Consider the following 18482-nt stretch of genomic DNA (forward strand, 5'->3'; position numbering starts at 1 on the left):
CCCTTGTCTTCGTCGTAGAACCTGACCTTGCCGGTGGGCATGGGAGAACCTCGCTGAGTCGGTGCGGAAAAGAAGGCGCGTTCGCACGCGTCCTCCCCCAGCCTACCGGTCGTGGGCCCGCCGAACCCGATGCGCGAGAGCGACTAAGGTGTGAGGGATGAGTACGCAGAATTCCGAACCGGAGGTTCCCATCCGGCGCCTGGATCGATTCCTGGCGTTCACCGCGCTCGGAATCGCGGCGGCCTCGGTGATCTGCTTCTTCGCGATCATCATCGGCACTGCCGTCGGCATGGACCAGAACGCCTTCGGCGGCGGCGTCTGGCCGATCGTCGCGGCCATTCCGTTCTGGGGTCTCCCCGTCGCGTTCGTGATGATCATCGCCCTGCTCGTGATGAGCTTCGTCCGAAAAGGTCGCGCGGCATCGCGACCCTGAGGCAGATCGGCATGACCACTCCCGCACGCCCGCTGGCCGATTGGCTGGCCGCGGCGAGCGATGAGGAACTCGCGCACCTCTTCTCGGCGCGTCGGGTTCGGCCGGATGCCGGCTGGCACGACTTCTTCGATGCTGCGGAGGCGTTGCTCGATCCGGCCTCCGTCGCGCGGGCGCTGCCCGCACTCACGGCCGCGGAGGCAGCAGGCCTGCTGCGCGCGGCAGACGGCGCTGATGCCGGGGAGCAGCGCGACGCGCTCACAGCCATCGCACTGCTGCGACCGGATGGCGAACCGCATCCGGTGGTGCTCACGGCACTCGCCGGGCGAGACACCGTCCCGTCGATCGGGAGCACGGCCGTCGAGCCGGCACCGGAGGCTTCCGCAGCGCACGCAGCGGAACGGGCCTTCACGACCGTCGCGATCCTCGCCGATCTGCTGCTCATCACGCGCGACTCCCCCTTCGCGCTGCTCGCCGGTGGAGCAGTCAGCGCCGGCGAGAAGCGCCAGCTCAGCGAGTCGGGCATACCGACCGAGCTCGTCGATCCGCTCGTCACGGTCGCGATCGCCGCAGGCCTCGCGGTGGCGGATGGCCGCAAGCTGCGCACGAGCGCGACCGCCGAGGAGTGGCTGCGTTCATCGGCCGCGGCCCGCTGGTCGGTGCTGGCGACCGCCTTCCGCGACGCACTGCCGCGGGGTGTGCGCAGCGCGACAGGCGGATGGATCGCCCCGCAGGAGTGGCCGCACGCGCATCCGTGGGATCCGACCTGGCCGGAGCGCAGCGAGCAGCTGATCGCATCCGCTCGGCTGCTCGGCCTCATCGCCGAGGGCGGCACGGAACCGGAGTGGTCCATCGCGCTGCGCAACGGCGAGCCTGCGGATTCCACTGCGCTCGCCCTGCTGCTGCCGACCGAGGTGGACCGGATCTTCCTGCAGAACGATCTCACCGCGATCGCCCCTGGGCCGCTCGCGCCGCCCCTCGATGTCCGCCTACGCACCATGGCATCGCGAGAGTCCGCGGCGCAGGCGTCGTCGTACCGGTTCACGACCGAGTCCGTCACCCGCGCCTTCGCCGGCGGCGAGACCGCCGAGTCGATCCTGGAGTTCCTCACCGGTCTCTCGCTCACCGGCATCCCCCAGCCGCTGAACTACCTCGTGTCACAGGCAGCACAGCGACACGGCCTGGTGCGCGTCTCGACGGACGATGAGACAGGACGCACGCGCATCGAGAGCACCGATCAGCACCTGATCGAGGCCATGTCGGTCGATCAGACCCTGCGACCGCTCGCGCTGACCAAGCACGTCGACTCGCTGACGACGCGAGTCGGCCGCGACACGGTCTTCTGGGCGCTGGCGGATGCCCGATACCCGGCGACCCTCGTCGGGCCGGACGGCGGAACGCTCGTCGGGGAACGTCACCCGGTGCCGGAGCCGGTGCTGACTGCCTCGCCCGAAGCGGAGCTCGCCCCGCTGATCGCGCGGCTCCGGGCCCAGCAGGGACCCGACGCCGACGCCGCCTGGCTGGACCGCGAGCTCGAGGCCGCGGTGCGCGCCAAGGCGGTGCTGCAGGTCACCGTCGGAATGCCCGACGGCTCGACCCGCGAACTGCTGCTCGAGGCGACAGGGCTCGGCGGCGGACGGCTGCGTGGTCGGGATCGAGCCGCCGATGTCGAGCGCACGCTGCCGGTCTCCAGCATCCGCTCCGCCACGATCGTCCCGTCGTAGTGCCGTGTCCCGCAGCGCCCGGTAAACTGGACAGCTATGTCTGATGGACCGCTGATCGTCCAGAGCGATCGAACCGTGCTGCTCGAGGTCGCCCACTCCGATGCGGAGAGCGCCCGCCACGAGCTGGCGATCTTCGCCGAGCTGGAACGCGCCCCCGAGCACATCCACACCTACCGGATCACCCGACTGGGGTTGTGGAACGCGCGTGCAGCAGGCCACACCGCCGAGGACATGCTCGGCACCCTCGACCGCTGGTCGCGCTTCCCGGTCCCGCCATCCGTCGCGGTCGACCTGCGTGAGACCGTCAACCGCTATGGCCGCCTGGTCATCGAGCGCGACGACGAGGGCACGCTGATCCTGCGGTCCTCCGACCCGGCGGTGCTCGCCCAGGTTGCGAACAACAAGCGCATCCAGCCGCTGCTGATCGGCCACCCGTCTCCCGAGACCTTCGTCGTCGATGCGTGGGCGAGAGGTCAGATCAAGCAGGAGCTGCTGAAGATCGGCTGGCCCGCAGAGGACCTCGCCGGCTACACCCCCGGAACGCCGCACGAGATCACGCTGTCGGAGCAGGACGGCTGGCACATCCGCCCCTACCAGCAGGATGCCGTCGACGCGTTCTCGAAGGACGGCTCCGGCGTCGTGGTCCTCCCCTGCGGCGCGGGGAAGACGATCGTGGGCGCCGGCGCGATGGCCGCCACCAAGACCACCACGCTGATCCTCGTCACGAACACCGTGTCGGCACGGCAGTGGCGCGATGAGCTGCTCAAGCGCACCAGCCTGACGCCGGAGGAGATCGGCGAGTACTCGGGTCAGGCCAAGGAGGTCAAGCCGGTCACGATCGCGACCTACCAGATCCTCACCGCCAAGCGGAAGGGCGAGTACGCCCACCTCGCACTGCTCGACGCCCTCGACTGGGGCCTCATCGTGTACGACGAGGTGCACCTCCTGCCCGCTCCGGTCTTCAAGCTGACCGCCGATCTGCAGGCCCGCCGTCGCATCGGCCTGACGGCGACGCTCGTGCGCGAGGACGGCCGCGAGGGCGACGTCTTCAGCCTCATCGGGCCGAAGCGGTTCGATGCGCCCTGGAAGCAGATCGAGGCGCAGGGCTTCATCTCCCCCGCCGCCTGCTACGAGGTGCGTGTCGATCTGCCGCCGGAGGACCGGCTGGAGTACGCGGCTGCGACGGATGATGAGCGCTACCGGCTCGCGGCATCCGCTCCGGCGAAGGTCGACACCGTGAAGGAGCTGATCGCCAAGCACCCCGGTGAGCGCATCCTCGTGATCGGGCAGTACCTCGACCAGCTCGAGACGCTGTCGGAGGCGCTGAACGCGCCGCAGATCACCGGTGCCACCCCGATCGACGAGCGCGAGGAGCTGTACCGCCAGTTCCGCGAGGGCGAGATCGAGCTGCTCGTCGTGTCGAAGGTCGCGAACTTCTCGATCGACCTGCCGGAGGCATCGGTCGCGATCCAGGTGTCCGGTTCGTTCGGATCACGCCAGGAGGAGGCCCAGCGCCTCGGCCGCCTGCTTCGTCCGAAGGAGTCCGGTCACACCGCGAGCTTCTACACGCTCATCGCTCGCGACACGATCGATCAGGACTACGCCCAGAACCGCCAGCGCTTCCTCGCCGAGCAGGGATACAGCTACACGATCCTCGACGCGGACGACCTCGAAGCAGCCTGACGCCGGCCGTGCTGCGAGGCGTTCAGCCGCGCAGCATCGCCGGCAGCAGATGGGTGCCCGCCGCAGGGAACGCCTCCACAGCCCTCGCGCGCACGATGCCGAGTCGCTGCGCCCAGCGATCGGCGAGCAGCGCGTACACGACCATCGCGGCCGTCGAGGCGAGCAGGTCGATCGGTGCGCCGGAGGTCGCGTTCGCATCGACCAGGGCGACCGAGCCCAGCAGGAAGATCAGCACGTTGTTCACGATGTGCAGCGAGATCGCGGCCTCCAGGCCGCCGGTACGCCAGGTCAACCAGGCCGCGACGACCGCGAAGACGCCGACGCTCGCCGCTCCCCAGACGTCGTAGCCGTGGCCGAGCACGAACAGCGGCACCGGAAGCAGGATCGCGAACGCCGGATGCCGGAGCCAGCCGCCGACCAGCTGCATGAGATACCCGCGGAACACGTACTCCTCGGCGGCTGCCTGGAACGGGATCAGCACGAGCACCAGCGCGACCATGACCCACAGTCGCGGGTGCGAGAAGTCCGCGACGACGGCGTCGCCCGTGGCCGCCGCCAGACCGAGCAGCACCGCGAAGTACGCGACGAAGACCGCCAGCGCGAGCCCCAGACTCTTCCCGAGCCAGCCCATGCGCAGGCGTCCGGTCACCGACGACAGGAGCCCGACGCCTCGACCCTCCACGATCCGGGACGCGGCCAGGAGCGCAGGGATCATCAGGATCAGCGGAAGCACCAGCGCGACGAGGAGCCACGGGCGGTCGAGATCGAAGTACTGCATGGTCGTCAGCAGCACCTGCAGCTCTGCACCCCAGGACGGGATCAGCACCGAGGCGATCCCGAGCGGCACCACCAGGAGCAGCAGGAGCACGACGAAGAACGCGACGCCCAGCAGCCCGGTCAGAAGCATCCGCCACCAGCGATAGCGCGGTCGCAGCCGGGCCAGGCGGTGGTAGGCGAACTCCTCGACGTGTGCGCCGCTCTCAGCGGTCGCGGATGCGGGGGCGGCGATGTCGTCCTCGTTCGAGCTCATGCTTCGATCCTGGCGGAATCGCCTGTGAGCGAGGGGCGAACCGGCAGCGGACACCACGCCATTCCGAGCGATGTCAGCATCATCATGGGTGGAGTCACCATAATGGGGTCATGACAGCTGCGCGCATCCTGGTCGTCGACGACGAGCCGAACATCCGTGACCTGCTCTCCACCGGTCTCAGCTTCGCGGGGTTCCAGGTGAAGACGGTCGCCAACGGCGCCGCCACCATCTCCGCCGTGCTCGAGGAGGAGCCGGACCTCATCATCCTCGACGTGATGCTGCCCGACATGAACGGCTTCAGTGTCACGAAGCGCCTCCGTGGCGCCGGATTCACGGCTCCGATCCTCTTCCTCACCGCCAAGGACGGCACCGACGACAAGATCGAGGGGCTCAACGCCGGTGGCGACGACTACGTCACCAAGCCGTTCAGCCTCGACGAGATCGTCGCCCGCGCGCAGGCCATCCTGCGCCGCACGATGCAGGCCGACGAGGAGTCGGTCATCCGCGCCGGCGAGCTCGCGATGGACCAGGACACGCACGACGTGCACGTCGGCAAAGAGCAGATCGAGCTCAGCCCGACCGAGTTCAAGCTGCTCCGCTACCTGATGCTCAACCCCAACCGCGTGCTGTCGAAGGCGCAGATCCTCGATCACGTCTGGGAGTACGACTTCAACGGCGACGCCGGCATCGTGGAGAGCTACATCTCCTACCTGCGCCGCAAGATCGATCCGCACACCGAGGAATCCCTGATCCAGACCAAGCGCGGATTCGGGTACATGCTCAAGGTCGGCAAGTCGGCCTGACGCTCGCCCCACCGCACGACGCCGCACCCTGGAGGACCGCATGGCGCACAAGCCGGATGCGGTCACCAGCTGGTGGCGGCGGATCAGCCTTCGCGCGAAGGTGACCGGTGTCACGGTCGCACTGCTCGCGCTGGGGCTGCTGATCGCCGGTATCGGCACGGTGCCGCTGCTGCGGTCTGCGCTGGTCGCCAACATCGACGGGCAGCTGCCCGCCGTCGTCTCGAGCGACCTCGTGAACCGGTACCTCGACGTCACGACCACCGAGGACGGCGCGACCGCCTACACGCCCAAGGAAGAGCAGCCGAGGGACTTCTTCTTCGCGATCTACAACGCCGAGGGCGCGCTGCTCGCGACCGCCGGGAGCACGACGGCATCGCCGCCCGTCTTCGAGTCGGAGTTCTCGCTGCAGCGGGCGCAGGCGAACGAGGACAAGGTGTTCGACATCTTCGGCGCCGACGGCAAGGTCTTCCGCGCCGCTGTCGCCACGGTGACCGCCGATGGCGGCGCACTGCAGATCCAGGTGGTGGCCCTGCCGGTCGCCGCCGCCGACCGCGTGATCAGCCAGTACTTCAGCATCTACATCACGATCGCGTTCATCACGATCTTCATCGCGGCGCTCCTGACCCGCGGGCTGGTCACCCTGACGTTCCGACGCCTCGGCCAGGTGGAGTCGACGGCGATGGCGATCGCGGCTGGAGACTTCAGCCAGCGGCTCACCGACCTCGAGCCGACCACCGAGGTCGGCCGCCTGAACACGGCGATCAACACGATGCTGGATCGGGTCGATGGTTCCCTCGCGCAGCGTGATCGCACCGTCTCGCACATGCGGCGCTTCATCGGCGACGCGAGCCATGAACTGCGCACCCCGCTGGTGAGCGTGCGCGGCTACGCCGAGCTCTACCGGATGGGCGCGATCAAGGGCGAGGAGGACACCGCCCGCGCGATGGAGCGCATCGAGAAGGAAGCCATCCGCATGGGCGTGCTGGTGGAGGATCTGCTCGCCCTTGCGCGGCTCGACGAGGAGCGCGAGCCGGAGATCGTCTCGCTCGACCTCAGGCCGATCGCCAGGGATGCCGCGCTCGACCTCCGCGCTGCCGCTCCGGGGCGCACCGTCACCGTGATCGACCTGACGAACGAGTCGGTCACCGCGCCCACCCGCAGCATCCCGAAGCAGACCGTCGAAGCGCCGATGCCACGGGGCCTCACCCGCGGCACGCTGGGACGGCTGCGTCGTCGGACGCGCCAGACCTCCGAGCAGCCGCCGGCGATTGACTTCTCCGAGACGGCGGACACCCCCGTGCGCACCCCTCCGATCGTCCTGGGCGAGGAGAACAAGGTGCGCCAGGTCGTGACCAACCTGCTCGGCAACGCTCGGCGCTTCTCGCCCGAGGATGGTGCGATCGAGATCGTGGTCGACTCCGACCGCGTGCGCGGCACCGGGAGCATCGCGATCGTGGATCACGGCGAAGGCATCCCTCCGCAGATCCGCGAGCAGATCTTCGAGCGCTTCTGGCGTGCTGACACCTCTCGCGCCAGGGAGACCGGCGGTTCGGGTCTGGGGCTCGCGATCGTGGCGTCGATCATGAAGGCGCTGCACGGCAGCGTGGCGGTCTCGGAGACACCGGGCGGCGGCGCGACCTTCACCGTCACCCTGCCACTCGCACCCTCGCGCGCGACGCCTGAGCACCTGCTCGAGGACACGCAGCCGATCGAGCGCCTGGAGCTCTGACCGACCACCTCTCCCGCACAGGGCGTGCTGCGCCGGTGTTGCGCACAGACGGTGAGCACAGCGGCCCTGGTCCGGCGTCTCGCAGACGCAGCGCGCCTAGCGTCGAAGCTCCAACCGAGAAGGAGTTTCCCATGTCTGTCTTCACCGTCGACACCGAGGCCGTCCTGGCCGCCCACGGCGCCGTCCGCGCCACCATGGAGCGCATGCGGGGCGAGTCAGCGACCCTGATGGCCCAGCTCTCGCAGCTGCAGTCCTCATGGGTCGGTACCGCATCGAATGCGTTCCAGGCCTGTGCAGAGGAGTGGCGCGGAGCACAGTTGCACATCGAACAGGCGCTGGAGTCGATCGGCGGCTCCCTCGGGTCTGCAGCGACCCAGTACGCGGATGCCGACCAGTACTCCGCGAGCCTCTTCCGCTGAGCGCTCGCGTTCGGGTCGGCTGCGCCGGCCCGAACGCAGAAACGCCCCGACCGGAGTCGGGGCGTTTCTGTGTTCAGCGGGCGCTGGGTCCCTGATCCGAGAGGATCAGAAGTCCATGCCACCAGACGGGTCACCCATCGGTGCCGAAGCCTTCTCGGGCTTGTCGGCGACGACGACCTCGGTCGTGAGGAAGAGCGCCGCGATCGAGGCCGCGTTCTGCAGTGCCGATCGGGTCACCTTGGCCGGGTCGATGATGCCGGCGGCGAACATGTCGACGTACTCGCCCGTGGCAGCGTTCAGGCCCTGGCCCGAAGGAAGCTCGGAGACCTTGTTCGCGACGACACCCGGCTCGAGACCGGCGTTCAGCGCGATCTGCTTGAGCGGAGCCTCGATCGCGACGCGGACGATGTTCGCACCGGTCGCCTCGTCGCCCGTGAGGGTGAGGGCGTCGAGAGCCTTCGTGCCCGACTGGATGAGCGCGACGCCACCACCGGGAACGATGCCCTCTTCGACGGCTGCCTTCGCGTTGCGGACGGCGTCCTCGATGCGGTGCTTGCGCTCCTTGAGCTCGACCTCGGTCGCAGCGCCCGCCTTGATGACGGCGACGCCACCGGCGAGCTTCGCCAGACGCTCCTGCAGCTTCTCGCGGTCGTAGTCGCTGTCGGTGTTCTCGATCTCGCGACGGATCTGCGTGACACGACCCTCGATCTGGTCGGCCTCGCCTGCACCCTCGACGATCGTGGTCTCGTCCTTGGTGACGATGACCTTGCGCGCACGACCCAGCAGGTCGAGCGTGGCGTTCTCGAGCTTCAGGCCGACCTCTTCGGTGATGACCTGACCACCGGTGAGGATCGCGATGTCCTGCAGCTGCGCCTTGCGGCGGTCGCCGAAGCCGGGAGCCTTGACGGCGACCGACTTGAAGATGCCCTTGAGCTTGTTGAGCACGAGCGTCGCGAGAGCCTCGCCCTCGACGTCCTCGGCGATGATGACGAGCTCCTTGCCGTCCTGGATCACCTTGTCGACGATGGGCAGAAGGTCCTTGATGTTGGAGATCTTCTGGTTCGCGATCAGGATGTACGCGTCCTCGAAGACGGCTTCCTGGCGGTCGGGGTCCGTGACGAAGTACGGGTTCAGGTAGCCCTTGTCGAAGCGCATGCCCTCGGTGAGCTCGAGCTCGGTGCCGAAGGTCTGGGACTCCTCGACGGTGACCACACCCTCCTTGCCGACCTTGTCGATCGCCTCGGCGATGAGCTCGCCGATCGCGGGGTCAGCGGCCGAGATGGAAGCGGTCGCGGCGATCTGCTCCTTGGAGTCGATCTCCTTGGCGCTCGAGAGGAGCTCCTCGGTGATGGCCGCGACGGCCTTCTCGATGCCGCGCTTCAGCGAGATCGGGTCGGCGCCGGCTGCGACGTTGCGCAGGCCTTCGCGGACGAGCGCCTGAGCCAGGACCGTTGCGGTCGTGGTGCCGTCACCGGCGACGTCGTCGGTCTTCTTGGCGACCTCCTTGACGAGCTCCGCGCCGATCTTCTCGTACGGGTCGTCGAGCTCGATCTCCTTGGCGATGGACACACCGTCGTTCGTGATCGTGGGAGCGCCCCACTTCTTCTCGAGCACGACGTTGCGGCCACGCGGGCCGAGGGTCACCTTGACCGCGTCGGCGAGGATGTTCAGGCCGCGCTCGAGGCCGCGGCGGGCCTCCTCATCGAAAGCAATGATCTTTGCCATGAGTTTTTTCGTCCCTCCTGGACGTAGACGTTGGGTTTAGCACTCAGAGTGTGAGAGTGCTAACGCCATTCTGGCACTCGACCCCTCCGAGTGCAAGCCGCGGCAGACGCACGGCGACGCCGATCAGGAGGCCGGTGTGTCTTCCGGCGCCTCGGGCGCAGTCGATGTCCGATCGAGGCCGATCACCACGACGAGCTGCTCGACCTCGGACTCGTTCATCTGCGCGTAGAAGTCGCTCTGCTGCACGTCGGCGCCGCCGATCAGATTGGCCAGACCGATCGCCGCGAGCTCGTCGTCGTCCTGCACGTAGTAGACCGTCGTCGTGGTGAAGTCCGCGCTCTCGCTGTCGCTCGCGAACACCGTGTCCGCGGCCCAGCCGTTGTTGATGAGGAGATCGCGCATCAGCTCGTCGAGACCGCCATCGGGCGTCGCATTGAGGATCAGCACCGAGAACGCGGGGTCGACCACTCCGGTCTCCACCGGGGTCGGCGCGGAGGTCGGGACGGTCTCAGGGAACAGCGTGATGCGCCCCATCACCACGAGCGAGCCGAAGATGCCGGCGATGATGAGCACGAGGGCGGCGACGAATGACCACAGGAGGACGACCCAGCCGTTCATTCCCGGCGCCTCTGCACGGTGTGCTCCGACTCGGCCTGAGGTGCGGGGGACGTCGTCGAATCGATCACGGGAGGGCTTGGACACCCCTCGATGCTAGCGGCACAGTCCTGGCAGACCGCGAAGAGCGCTCGGCCGGTCGCGCGCTCCCGACGGCTCAGCCGACGAAGCCGGGGGTGCGCGTGCTGCGCGTGTATGCCCGAGAGTCCCGGATCCTGCGCAGCCGGCGCACGAGCATCGGGTCGTACTCGAGCGCAGACTCCGACTCGATCAGACGGCCGAGCAGCTGGTAGTACCGTGCCGCGCTCATACCGAGCTGGGCGCGGATGACCTCTTCCTTCGCGCCGCTGTGGCGCGGCCATGCCGTCTCCATCGAGAGGATCGCGCGATCGCGTTCCGTGAGGTCTCCGAGCATGGCTTCAGATTAGGACGCGTCGGCGGCGACGGCCGCGCGCCACTCCCACGATCGCCCGAGTGGATCGGCCGCAGCGCGCACCTGCCCGTCGAGCGCGACGACGAAGCCTGGCCAGCTCGCTGCATCCACCGCCGGCTGCCACACATCGAGCACCGCTGGCGGGTCGATCGTGACCCATCGTGCCTGCAGTGCCCGGATGCGATCGACCAGCTCGATCCTGTCTGCGCGGGGAATGTGCACGAGCACACCCGGTGTCGTGATCACGAGCGTCGCGTCACTCGGGGCCGCAGCGGCGAGCGCCGCCAGCTCGTCGAGGGCGTCACCGGCGACGAGGTGCGGCGGATCGGCGGCCGCGATGTCGAGGGCGGCGTCGATCCGCTGCTCGCGACCGGTCTCCCCCGGCCACACCAGTCCACGCAACCAGCGCCGATCCCGCTCGTCGCGCGCGTCCAACGGGGCGAGGTCGATACCCGCACGCCAGACGACATCGGGCAGACGCAGTGGCGGCAGCTCTCCGGTCACGGTGCTCTCCAGCACCACCGACGATGCGCCGTCCTCCGGATCGAGCGCGGCGCGAAGCGCACCGTCCGCGCCGCGGAACCGATACGAGTATCGATCGGGGTAGAGGCACAGCCCTCCGGATGCGCCGATCTCGAGCATCGCGATCGGTCCCTCGATCTCGGACAGGACCGGCAGCAGCGGCGCGAGTCGCAGCGGCTCGTTGGTCTGCAGCGCACGATCGCGGCACTCGGCCACCACCGTGTCAGCGTGTCCAAGCACGAAGGTCCGCCACATCGGATAGCCCTCGAGCGGCACGCCCAGCAGCCTCGTCACCGCGAAGACCAATGGCGGCTGCCTGCGCGTCTCGGGAATGCGAGCGAGGATGTCCTGCACCTCGGCATCCCCCGCGACACCGTCCGCCCATTCGCCGTACAGGGCACTCCGTCCGGGGGCCTCCTGACGCGCGAATCGTGCGTATCGCTCTTGCACGGCCTCGTTCATCCCTCCATTCTCATCTGTTGCGGCCATCGCCCGCTGAACGCGAGACAATGGAGAGGACTCAGGAGGATGCATGCCGTACAGCGTGGACAAGACCGACGACGAATGGCGCGAGGAACTCGGTGCCGACCAGTACGCAGTGCTGCGAGAGGCGGCGACCGAACGGGCCTGGACCGGCGAGCTGCTGGATGAAGGCCGCGCAGGTCTCTACACCTGCGGTGCCTGCGGTGCCGAGCTGTTCAAGAGCGGCACGAAGTTCGACTCCGGCTGCGGCTGGCCGAGCTTCTACGAGTCCATCCGCCCTGAGGCGGTGCAGCTCATCGAGGACACCACGCTCGGCATGGTGCGCACTGAGGTCCGCTGCGCGAACTGCGGCTCGCACCTCGGACACGTCTTCCCCGACGGATTCGGCACGCCGACCGGCGACCGCTACTGCATGAACTCGATCGCGCTCAACTTCACGCCTGACGCCTCGTGAGCGCGCTCGACGCGGTTCGCGCCAGGCAGTCCTGGTCGAAGGTCGACGACACGGCTCCCTCACGAGAGGCGCTGCTGACGTACGTGGCGGCCGCCGGACGCGTGGCTGACCACTCTTCGCTGCGCCCGTGGCGGCTGATCGAGCTGCGCGGGAGCGACCGTGAAGCCCTCGGCGCCGCGATCGCGAAGGCAGAGGGTGACAGATCCCCCTCGACCAAGCCGCTCAGGGCGCCGCTCCTGATCGCCGTCGTCGCGAGCTTCCGCAAGAGCGAGAAGGTGCCGCAGTGGGAGCAGGAGGCCGTAGCCTCCGGCGTCGCGCACACGCTGAGCCTGCTGCTCGACGAGGCAGGCTGGGGCGTCCTCTGGCGCACCGGCCGCTACACCCGCTCGAAGGCCATCGCGAAGGCGCACGGCCTGGAGAAGAACGAGGTCCTCCTCGGCTGGCTCTACGTCGGAGGGAAGCCCGCCGGCAAGAAGGCCGGCCGCCGGAAGGCTGTCGACGCCCGCAAGCTGCTCACCCGCATGCCGAAGAAGAGCAAGAAGAAGAGCGACTCCGCGATGTGACGCCGTGGGGCGCCGATCAGGTCACCCTGAACGGCGTCGTCGCCAGGGCACTGCGACCAGCACGGATGCCACGGCGACGATGACCATGCCGACGATCTGCCACACTGCCGGCCCCGTTGCGGTCGGCCAGAGCAGGTCGATCACGACGGATGCCGAGAGCTGTCCGAGCACGGAGCCGAGGCCCATCAGCAGGACCCCGGTCTGCGCCACGATGAACGCGCCGAGCAGGATGTAGGCGAAGCCGAGGAATCCGCCGAGGTACAGCCAGGGCTCCGCGGGGAGCGCCCCAGGAGCCCCCGTGATGGCGATACTGATCGCCGCGGCGAGTGCGAGCACGACGGTCCCGGCGATGAAGCTCATCAGGGTCGCGATGATCGGCGACTGCACGCGCTTCGCGAGACGGCCGTTGGTGGCGGCCTGCCACGCGATGCCGACGCCGGCAGCGAACGGCAGCAGCAGCATCCACAACGGCGCCGAGGCGAGCACATCACCGCTGAGCGAGATGCCGACCGCGGCGAGCGCGAGCAGTCCGCCCAGCACCCGGCCAGGCGTGACAGCCACGACCCCGGCCGGACCGAACCCGATCCGGTCGAGCACGAGACCGTGCAGTGTCTGGCCTGCGACCACGCCGACCGTGAAGAGGGACACCCCGAGGATGCCGGCAGTGAGCCCCTGGGTCGAGACGGTCAGGGCGCCGCAGGCGCCGCCCAGCAGCATCCACGCGGGGATCGCGCGGGTGCGCACGCCACTCCAGAGTCGTCCGACGCCGCGACGCCCTGACGGGAGCGCGGCGACCACCACGATGAGGGCGAGCAGTCCGACGCTGAACGAGACGAACCCGGCGACGATGCCGTCATCGAGTCGCACGCCGAGCACACCGTTGATCCGAGCCTGGATCGCCGTCATCACGCCGATCGCGACTGCTCCGCCGAGAGCGACCGGGGCGGGGAGCACGCGGGTCTCGGTCACCTGTCGACCCTACCCGAGCCGATGACAGGGCTTCGCCGTCAGCACGATGTCGGATGCCGGGACTACTCTGGCGGCATGTGCGCGAGCTACGGCCTCGATCCCCGATTCACCGACACCGAGCTGCTCGATGCCGCAGACGAGGCGGTGCTGGAAGGTCTGCGGACGTGGGCGGAGCGGAACGAGGGCGAGACGCTGCGTCCGACCGGCAAGAACCTGCGCAACCTGAATCCGCTGATCGTGCAGCCCGAGGACTCCCCTGTGCTGGAACCGGCGTGGTGGGGCTTCCTGGTCGGCGGCGAGCCCGCGAAGTTCCCGTCCATCAACACGCGCTCCGAGCGCCTGCAGGACAAACCGGGTGGCGCGAAGGCGCGAGCGATCGTCCCGGCGACGAGCTGGTTCGAGATGCAGAAGCCGTCACGGCAGTGGCACGAGTTCCTGGTCGACGACGGCGCGCTGTTCGGCATGGCCGCCGTCACCCAGCGCGGCAAGACCGCCGACGGCACCTGGTTCACCTGCTACTCGATCGTGATGCGCCCCGCGCCGGCGCACCTCGCCGGCGTGCACGATCGGATGCCGGTGCTCATCCCGACATCGTTCGCCGAGGAGTGGCTGACGGCCGAGACCGGGCGCGAGGTCGTCGACGAGGCGCTCCTGGCGGCAGCGGACCTCGACGATCGCGTGCAGGTGAAGCCGCGCGGCGACGACAGGCGCGCCGACCGGCTGTTCTGACGGATGGATGCGCGCGCGCTCACGACGGCCGCGGCCGCTCGTGCGGATGAGCTGCCGGGTTCCGAGCTGGAGAATCCGTTCGGCCCGGAATGGGACGTGTACAAGGTCCGCGGCCGCGTCTTCCTGCTGCTGCCGCTGGACGGCACCGGACGCGTGACGCTGAAGTCGCACCCGGATGACGCGGTCGCGCTCCGCGAGACCTTCGCCGACATCGTCCCGGGGTACCACATGAACAAGAAGCACTGGATCACGCTGCAACCCGGAGCATCGCTCGAAGAGGGCCTTGTGACCGAGCTGGTGACCGAGTCGTACCTGCTGGTCGTCGAGAAGCTCCCCCGAGCGCAGCGCCCCGTCGACCCCGAGACGTTCGGGCGCCCGGCCGTCTGATCTCGACCCGCTGGTCAGCGGCATCCGCCAGCAGGATGACGCCCGCTCAGCGGGAACGGTACCGAGGGAGGATGTGGCGACCCCGCTGCGCTCCGTAGCGTTGAGCACATGATCACAGCAGAGGGACTCACGAAGCGATTCGGAGACAAGACAGCCGTCCAGGACGTGTCGTTCACGATCCAGCCCGGAACCGTGACCGGATTCCTCGGACCGAACGGCGCCGGCAAGTCCACCACGATGCGCATGATCGTCGGCCTCGACAAGCCGACGTCAGGACGCGCGACCGTCGGCGGCCACGAATACCGCAAGCTGCGCGCCCCGCTCACCGAGGTCGGCGTGCTGCTCGACGCGAAGGCCGTGCACACAGGACGCACCGCGCGGAATCACCTCCGCGCGATGGCCGCCACGCACGGCATCCCCGCGTCGCGCGTCGACGAGGTCATCGACCTCGCCGGCATCGGCTCGGTGGCTCGCAAGCGCGCGGGCAAGTTCTCGCTCGGCATGGGCCAGCGCCTCGGCATCGCCTCCGCGCTGCTGGGCGATCCGCACACGCTGATCCTCGACGAGCCGGTCAACGGACTCGACCCCGAGGGCGTCCGCTGGGTCCGCCAGTTCGTGCGCCACGCGGCGTCCGAAGGTCGCACCGTGCTGCTGTCCAGCCACCTGATGAGCGAGATGGCGCAGACGGCCGACCACGTGATCGTGATGGGTCGCGGCCAGGTGCTGGCCGACGCCCCGCTCGACGAGCTCGTGCGGGCCTGGACCAGGAACACGGTGCGGGTGCGCACACCCCGTGCCGCCGATCTCGCTGCCGCCGTCGGTGCTCCGGACGTCGAGATCGTGACTTCCGCACCCGATCTGCTCGACATCGTCGGACTGCCGGCTGCACGCATCGGCGACCTCGCAGCAGCGCGCGGCATCCCGCTGCACGAACTCACCCCGACCACCGGATCACTGGAAGACGCCTACCTCGCCCTGACCGGCGACTCCGTCGAGTACCGGACCAAGGAGATCTCATGACCACCCAGGCAGCTCCCCTCACCCGCACCCGCACCGGCTCACCGTCGGGGCAGCGACTCACCTTCGTCCGCGCACTCCGCGGCGAGTGGATCAAGCTCTCGACACTGCGCTCGACCTGGTGGTCGATCGGGGTCGTCGCCGTGCTCACCGTCGGCATCGCCGTACTGATCGCCCAGGCGGTCGACATGCCGGGCTTCGAACCGATCCAGGCCGTCGTGATGCCGATCCAGTTCACGATGCTGCTCGCCGGCATCATCGGCGCGATCTCCGTGACGGGCGAGTACTCGACGGGCATGATCCGCTCGACATTCGCCGCTGTCCCGGCTCGCGGCATGGTGCTCGCTGCGAAGTCCGTCGTGCTCGCGCTGTTCCTGTTCGTGTCGTCGCTGGTGATCTTCTTCGCCGCAGCGCTCGCAGTCTCCGCCGTGGTCGCAGGACGCGATCAGAGCATCGACTGGGCCGATCCCGCAGCATCCGTCCTGCCGATCGTCGTGGCGTCGCTCGCGATGTCGGTCTTCGCACTGCTGGGCGTCGCCTTCGGCTTCATCCTGCGCTCCGGAGCCGGCGCGATCGCCGCCACGGTCGGCCTGCTGTTCGTGCTTCCGATCGTCACGAACTTCTTCTCGTTCGCAGGCGAGTCGTGGAAGTGGGTCATGGATGCCGCGAACTACCTGCCGGTCGCGGCGGCGCAGAGCGCGATCCTGCCGGAGAACGCAGCCCTCGAGGGCCCGGTCGCCGCTCTGACGCTCGCCGCATGGGTGGTCGGCGGCATGCTCGCCGCCTGGACCGTGCTGCGCAGTCGCGACGCGTAGAGTCGGCCGAGTGAGAACCACGCGCAGCCGCAGCGACTCGATCCGTGAGGACGAGGCGCTGCGGCTTCCGCGTCCCCCCGGCGTGTTCCGGCGCTTCTGGGCACGGCATCCCCGAATCGCGGATGCGCTGATCGCCCTGGTCTGCCTGTTCCTCTCCCTCACGCCGGCGACCCGCATCGACCCCGATCTCGCACCGCCGTTCACTCCGGTGCTCGGGGCGTTGCTGCCCATCGCGGTGCTCGGCACCTGCGTCGCGCTGCTCTGGCGACGACGCATCCCGCTCCTGCCCTTCATCGCCTCGTTCGTGGTCGAAGCGCTCTTCCTGTTCATCAATCTGCCGGTGGGCACACCGATCATCCTGGTGACCTGCTACGCGGTCGCGGTCTACCGCTCGACGTCCCTGGCCTGGAAGAGCTACGCGATCGCCCTCGCGGCGCTGTCGGCGTTCGCCGGGCTGCTCACCTTGACCGGCGTGATCGACCTGCAGATCGCCCTCAACTCGGTCGTCAGCGCCCTCGTCCTCGGTCTGATCGGCACGCTCATCGGTGTGAACGTCGGCGGACGCAAGCGGTACATCGCTGCGGTGATCGATCGTTCGCGGCAACTCCTCGTCGAACGCGACCAGCAGGCGCAGCTCGCCGCAGCAGCCGAGCGGGCGCGCATCGCGAGGGAGATGCACGACATCGTCTCGCACTCGCTCACCGTGATCGTCGCCCTCTCCGAGGGAGCAGCGGCCACCGCCGACCCCGAGCAGGCGCGTGCCGCCTCGACCGCCAGCGCGACCACTGCCCGAGCCGCGCTCACCGAGATGCGCTCGATGCTCGGCGTGCTGCGCTCGACCGACGACTCCGCGCCCCTCGCACCGATCGCTGCGCCCTCGCCGCACGAGTCCGTGTCGAGCGCGCAGCGGGCCGGGTATCCGGTGACGCTCGCGGTCACCGGCGCCGGCGAGCTGCCGGTCGCGATCGAGCATGCCGTGTCGAGGATCGTGCAGGAGGGCGTCACGAACGCGATGCGCCATGCGCCGGCTGCGAGCGCCATCGCCGTGCGGATCATCCACGAGCCGGATTCGGTGCGCGTCGAGGTCGTGAACGACGGCACGGTGGCCGCCGTCGACGCCCCCGGTTTCGGTCTGCGCGGACTCTCCGAGCGGATCGCACATGTGCGGGGAAGTATCCGGTACGGCCCGGCCGGCGAGGAGCGATGGATGCTGGCCGCAGAACTCCCGACCGCCCAGACCCGAACCGAGGAACCGTCATGACCGAACCGATCCGAGTCCTGCTCGTCGACGACCAGCAGCTCATCCGTGTCGGCTTCCGTCTGGTGCTGGAGGCCGAGGACGACATCACCGTCGTCGGCGAGGCGGGCGACGGACACGAGGCGATCGCCCAGGCATCAGCGCTGCGCCCCGACCTGGTGCTCATGGACATCCGGATGCCGGGGCTCGACGGCATCGCAGCCACCGCCGCCATCGTGCGGCAGCATCCGGAGACCCGGGTCCTCGTGCTCACGACCTTCGATCTCGACGAGTACGCGTTCGGCGCCATCCGCGCCGGTGCCAGCGGCTTCCTGTTGAAGGACGTGCAGCGCGACGAGATGATCGCGGCGCTGCGGGCGGTGCACCGCGGCGACGCAGCACTGTCGCCTCGCATCACTCGGATGCTGCTCGAACGCGTGACCCCGTTGCTCTCCGCCGACACGGCTGCCCCTGCACCCGATGCGACGGCCGACCTGACGGACCGCGAGCGCGACGTGTTCCTGGCGATCGCCAAGGGCCTCACGAATGCCGAGATCGCGCAGTCCCTGTACGTCAGCGAGTCGACGGTGAAGACGCACGTCGGCCGCGTCCTGGCCAAGCTCGGCGCGCGCGACCGCATCCATGCCGTGATCCTCGCGCACCGACTGGGCCTCGTCGATGACGGCCCGCTGCCTCTCGGCGGCTGACAGGCGGC

The 18482-nt window shown here is 69.0% G+C and carries 20 protein-coding genes; 14 read left to right on the plus strand and 6 right to left on the minus strand.

From position 1 onward, the window contains the following. Positions 1-157: 157 nt before the first annotated feature. Genes V7Z82_RS08035 through V7Z82_RS08045 form a run of 3 tightly spaced genes read left to right on the plus strand, consistent with a single transcriptional unit; the run spans position 158 to position 3837 of the window. Positions 158-433 (plus strand): multidrug ABC transporter ATPase, encoded by a 276-nt coding sequence (locus V7Z82_RS08035; RefSeq protein ID WP_334149899.1) that lies wholly within the window; start codon positions 158-160, stop codon positions 431-433. A gap of 11 nt (positions 434-444) precedes the next feature. Beyond that, complete coding sequence (locus V7Z82_RS08040; RefSeq protein ID WP_334149902.1) at positions 445-2154, plus strand: helicase-associated domain-containing protein; 1710 nt, start codon at positions 445-447, stop codon at positions 2152-2154. Positions 2155-2190: 36 nt separating this feature from the next. Beyond that, complete coding sequence (locus tag V7Z82_RS08045) at positions 2191-3837, plus strand: DNA repair helicase XPB (RefSeq protein WP_334149903.1); 1647 nt, start codon at positions 2191-2193, stop codon at positions 3835-3837. A 22-nt stretch (positions 3838-3859) separates the two neighbouring features. On the opposite strand, the gene V7Z82_RS08050 is transcribed toward V7Z82_RS08045, so the two are convergent. Beyond that, entirely contained in the window at positions 3860-4867 is a 1008-nt protein-coding gene (locus V7Z82_RS08050; protein ID WP_334149905.1) for a CPBP family intramembrane glutamic endopeptidase, read from the minus strand. A 110-nt stretch (positions 4868-4977) separates the two neighbouring features. Between V7Z82_RS08050 and V7Z82_RS08055 the strand changes: the two genes are divergently transcribed. From V7Z82_RS08055 to V7Z82_RS08065, 3 genes are all read left to right on the plus strand, one after another. Beyond that, on the plus strand, positions 4978-5670 hold the full coding sequence (locus tag V7Z82_RS08055) for a response regulator transcription factor (RefSeq protein ID WP_045279564.1): 693 nt from the start codon (positions 4978-4980) through the stop codon (positions 5668-5670). A gap of 40 nt (positions 5671-5710) precedes the next feature. Continuing rightward, positions 5711-7399 (plus strand): sensor histidine kinase, encoded by a 1689-nt coding sequence (locus V7Z82_RS08060; RefSeq protein ID WP_334149909.1) that lies wholly within the window; start codon positions 5711-5713, stop codon positions 7397-7399. Positions 7400-7530: 131 nt separating this feature from the next. Continuing rightward, positions 7531-7818: a WXG100 family type VII secretion target gene (locus tag V7Z82_RS08065; RefSeq protein WP_334149911.1), complete on the plus strand. Its 288-nt coding sequence runs from the start codon at positions 7531-7533 to the stop codon at positions 7816-7818. 105 nt (positions 7819-7923) lie between these two features. On the opposite strand, the gene groL is transcribed toward V7Z82_RS08065, so the two are convergent. The 4 genes from groL to V7Z82_RS08085 all read right to left on the minus strand — a co-directional run bounded on the left by groL (position 7924) and on the right by V7Z82_RS08085 (position 11575). Beyond that, complete coding sequence (gene groL, locus V7Z82_RS08070) at positions 7924-9543, minus strand: chaperonin GroEL (RefSeq protein WP_334149913.1); 1620 nt, start codon at positions 9541-9543, stop codon at positions 7924-7926. A 123-nt stretch (positions 9544-9666) separates the two neighbouring features. After that, a complete protein-coding gene (locus tag V7Z82_RS08075) occupies positions 9667-10245 on the minus strand; it encodes a LytR C-terminal domain-containing protein (RefSeq protein ID WP_334149915.1) in 579 nt (192 codons plus the stop codon). Positions 10246-10315: 70 nt separating this feature from the next. Then, complete coding sequence (locus tag V7Z82_RS08080) at positions 10316-10573, minus strand: DUF3263 domain-containing protein (protein ID WP_334149917.1); 258 nt, start codon at positions 10571-10573, stop codon at positions 10316-10318. A 9-nt stretch (positions 10574-10582) separates the two neighbouring features. Beyond that, complete coding sequence (locus V7Z82_RS08085) at positions 10583-11575, minus strand: DUF2332 domain-containing protein (RefSeq protein WP_334149919.1); 993 nt, start codon at positions 11573-11575, stop codon at positions 10583-10585. Between the two features lie 70 nt (positions 11576-11645). Here V7Z82_RS08085 and msrB point away from each other — a divergent pair, with 70 nt between their 5' ends. Both msrB and V7Z82_RS08095 read left to right on the plus strand, forming a co-directional pair. Continuing rightward, complete coding sequence (gene msrB / locus V7Z82_RS08090; RefSeq protein ID WP_334149921.1) at positions 11646-12050, plus strand: peptide-methionine (R)-S-oxide reductase MsrB; 405 nt, start codon at positions 11646-11648, stop codon at positions 12048-12050. Then, entirely contained in the window at positions 12047-12613 is a 567-nt protein-coding gene (locus tag V7Z82_RS08095) for a nitroreductase family protein (RefSeq protein ID WP_334149922.1), read from the plus strand. Before msrB ends, V7Z82_RS08095 begins: the two co-directional genes overlap by 4 nt. A gap of 21 nt (positions 12614-12634) precedes the next feature. Here V7Z82_RS08095 and V7Z82_RS08100 read toward each other — a convergent pair whose 3' ends face one another. Beyond that, complete coding sequence (locus tag V7Z82_RS08100; protein ID WP_334149924.1) at positions 12635-13582, minus strand: DMT family transporter; 948 nt, start codon at positions 13580-13582, stop codon at positions 12635-12637. A gap of 75 nt (positions 13583-13657) precedes the next feature. On the opposite strand from V7Z82_RS08100, the gene V7Z82_RS08105 reads away from it, so the two are divergent. From V7Z82_RS08105 to V7Z82_RS08130, 6 genes are all read left to right on the plus strand, one after another. Further along, positions 13658-14311 carry an SOS response-associated peptidase family protein gene (locus V7Z82_RS08105; RefSeq protein ID WP_334149926.1) on the plus strand — a complete coding sequence of 218 codons (654 nt, stop codon included), beginning with the start codon at positions 13658-13660 and terminating at the stop codon, positions 14309-14311. Between the two features lie 3 nt (positions 14312-14314). Next, a complete protein-coding gene (locus V7Z82_RS08110) occupies positions 14315-14698 on the plus strand; it encodes an MmcQ/YjbR family DNA-binding protein (protein ID WP_334149929.1) in 384 nt (127 codons plus the stop codon). Between the two features lie 108 nt (positions 14699-14806). Continuing rightward, positions 14807-15718, plus strand: coding sequence for an ABC transporter ATP-binding protein (locus V7Z82_RS08115; protein WP_334149931.1), 912 nt, complete (start codon positions 14807-14809; stop codon positions 15716-15718). After that, on the plus strand, positions 15715-16530 hold the full coding sequence (locus V7Z82_RS08120; RefSeq protein WP_334149933.1) for an ABC transporter permease: 816 nt from the start codon (positions 15715-15717) through the stop codon (positions 16528-16530). Before V7Z82_RS08115 ends, V7Z82_RS08120 begins: the two co-directional genes overlap by 4 nt. A gap of 10 nt (positions 16531-16540) precedes the next feature. After that, complete coding sequence (locus V7Z82_RS08125; protein WP_334149935.1) at positions 16541-17791, plus strand: sensor histidine kinase; 1251 nt, start codon at positions 16541-16543, stop codon at positions 17789-17791. Next, on the plus strand, positions 17788-18474 hold the full coding sequence (locus V7Z82_RS08130; RefSeq protein WP_334149937.1) for a response regulator transcription factor: 687 nt from the start codon (positions 17788-17790) through the stop codon (positions 18472-18474). Before V7Z82_RS08125 ends, V7Z82_RS08130 begins: the two co-directional genes overlap by 4 nt. The last annotated feature ends 8 nt before the right edge of the window (positions 18475-18482 follow it).

The sequence above is a fragment of the Microbacterium sp. genome, from assembly GCF_036823965.1.
GTDB lineage: Bacteria > Actinomycetota > Actinomycetes > Actinomycetales > Microbacteriaceae > Microbacterium.